The organism is Desulfofustis glycolicus DSM 9705, from assembly GCF_900130015.1.
Taxonomy (GTDB): domain Bacteria; phylum Desulfobacterota; class Desulfobulbia; order Desulfobulbales; family Desulfocapsaceae; genus Desulfofustis; species Desulfofustis glycolicus.
The window spans coordinates 1-2,266 of sequence record NZ_FQXS01000079.1 but is presented as its reverse complement, the minus strand read 5'-3'; the positions used below and the strand labels follow the sequence as shown (position 1 = coordinate 2,266).

The 2,266-nt window shown below is 51.4% G+C and carries 3 protein-coding genes; 1 reads left to right on the top strand and 2 read right to left on the bottom strand.

The window, feature by feature from the left end; translation table 11 throughout:
* Positions 1-208, top strand: a 208-nt coding sequence (locus BUC26_RS24000; protein WP_208609889.1) for a hypothetical protein, incomplete at its 5' end; no start/stop codon positions are given.
* Between the two features lie 724 nt (positions 209-932).
* Here the strand turns inward: BUC26_RS24000 and BUC26_RS22395 are convergent.
* Positions 933-1,481, bottom strand: a complete 549-nt coding sequence (locus BUC26_RS22395) for a GNAT family N-acetyltransferase (RefSeq protein WP_073379641.1) — start codon at positions 1,479-1,481, stop codon at positions 933-935.
* Between the two features lie 85 nt (positions 1,482-1,566).
* Entirely contained in the window at positions 1,567-2,145 is a 579-nt protein-coding gene (locus BUC26_RS22390; protein WP_073379639.1) for a transglutaminase-like domain-containing protein, read from the bottom strand.
* Positions 2,146-2,266: the final 121 nt, after the last annotated feature.

The window sequence follows — 2,266 nt, the reverse complement described above, 5'->3', positions numbered from 1 at the left end:
AGTGGATCAAAATAATCTGCATTGTCATGGAGCACTGATAAACGATTCTGACAAAAACCGCTGCTTTTCATTCAGATATTGTGGGGAACAACACCAGCTTGGCCTTGTAGCGCCTGCTTTTCAGGCGACAGACCAAGTCGGCAATATTGGCTTCGAGGTCTTGCGCATAGGCATGGGCACTGACCTTGTCGATGCCGCTGGCGGATGACTTGTTAGGCCGGCGCCATGCCTTCCTCAGCAGAGCCGCGTTCAGTTCTCGATACAGATTACCGAAACGATGGCTCTTTTGGTGCCTTGCTTTGTTCGATATGGCCTGCAGTGAGGTTGGCTCATGTTGTTCCGATCCGACTGTGTCCGGCATGAGTTTCCTTTGCGGGCTGCATATTCACGTCGATCCCTTCCCCATGTGATCGGCTCTCCCGTCTCAGAGTACTATGGATCGATCCGACTCCCCAGTAACCTTCGGTCACCTATCCCGTTGCCGGTTCGGCTTTCCTACCTGCGTCGACCTCTCATGGGCCGGTCAGGAGTCTTCGGGGTCTCCCAAGTTCCTGAAACATCTCTGATTACATGCCATAGCCTGAGGACCCGGGCAGCCTTCCACGACCTTGCCGTTTGCGGTCGTTTCCTGTTGACTTCGCGGCCGTTAAAACGCTCGTCGACTGCAACAATACTCGATTTCGGGGCTGTACCAGCAATTCAGGGAGTGCGGCCTCCCCTATGGCCTATAACCTTCTCTGTGTACGCTTCACCTGTTTTGTTCGCGGCCCTTTGCAGACTTGCATCCACGCAGGCGCTCCGCCACAGGCGCAACACTCGATACGGGTGGGTGGCTAACCCTTGCCCGACAGGGACTTGCACCCTGCTAGATGCTCCAAACTTCGCTTGGCGCAATAACGCCCAGCATGAGAGGCGCGCGCTTTTTGCGCGTCCTACTCAATGCCGTTGTTCGCATTATTCATATGTAACCATTTATCTTTATTCAATTTCATCCTGATGACGTTCCAGCTTTCATTTTGGAATTGTCTTGCACCTTTCTTGAATTGAAACTCAGTAAATCCAATGCTTTTGTACACACCGATTGCCGGAGTATTAAAATCAAAAACTCCTAGATTGATTTCAGCTAAATGCAGATCTTCAAATGCAATTTTAACGGCCTCTTTTACCATCGCTTTTCCGGAACCATTTCCGCGATAATTTTGAAAAATTAACACCCTTCCGAGGATACAACTTGCAGCATCGTAATCAATATCCATCAGCTGAATATGACCGACGGTTTCCGTAGTGTCTGATCTGATGACTTTGAAAACTTTAAAAGATGGTTTCTCTCCGTTGGTATTCGCTAAAGAATCACGTAATTGGGGAGCATCCAGGGGATAGGTATATTTTGGACCGGCCCACTGAAGGAGAAACCGGGCGTCATGAATCTCGGCTATCAACTTACTAAAGTCGCCTTCGTTAAATGGCTGTAACTCAATCAATTCATTCTCCTGAATGCGAACGTTTGGCGTGACCTGCGCGGCGGGTTTTTGCCGCGTCAGAATCAACGCAATGGTTGGGTTTTGCTTAGGTCTGCGGCTCCACGTCGGGCAAATGTGCCCATAAAGTATCGGCCGTTGCACGTGATTGCAGAGCATCAACCACAACGGGCAACGGCTCGGCCCATATTTTTGGAAAATCTGCCTCCCCCAGAAGCCTGATGGGAAAAGCCAACTGCTCGACCGGCGACACGAACTGCGCATTGATGCCAGCACGGTTGCCTCTTGCATCGATGCGATACCAGCCCACACCCGGTAAGAGGACGGCGTTCAGCCCATGCAAACAGAAAGGCGGGCCGTTATCATCGCGGCTCAGACGCTGATAGCAAAGACCCGCAGGAATGCCGTTCGCCCGCAGCAGTGCCGCAAGAAGGTGGCTCTTTGCATAGCAGTATCCACTGCCAACATGAAGCACGTCCGAGGCCGCGCAGGTAACCACTTGCAACTGGTAGTCTCGTGAGTGTTTGATCTCGTCGCGGACCCACTCGAAGCAGCGTTTTGCTGAAATTTCAACAGAATTGGCACCTTCGGCTAGAGCCCGAGCACGTGATAGAACGTCAGGATGATCCCAATCGATGATTTTTGTGGCCGCAAGGAATTGCTGCACTGAAGTCCCTTTTAGTCAAACCCAATAACGCCCAGGATCAGGAGCGCGTATTGTGCGTCTGCCTGAATCCGTTTGTTGTCCCTGAGTTTGTCAGATTCCCAGAATTTTGTAGCGGTGGCGC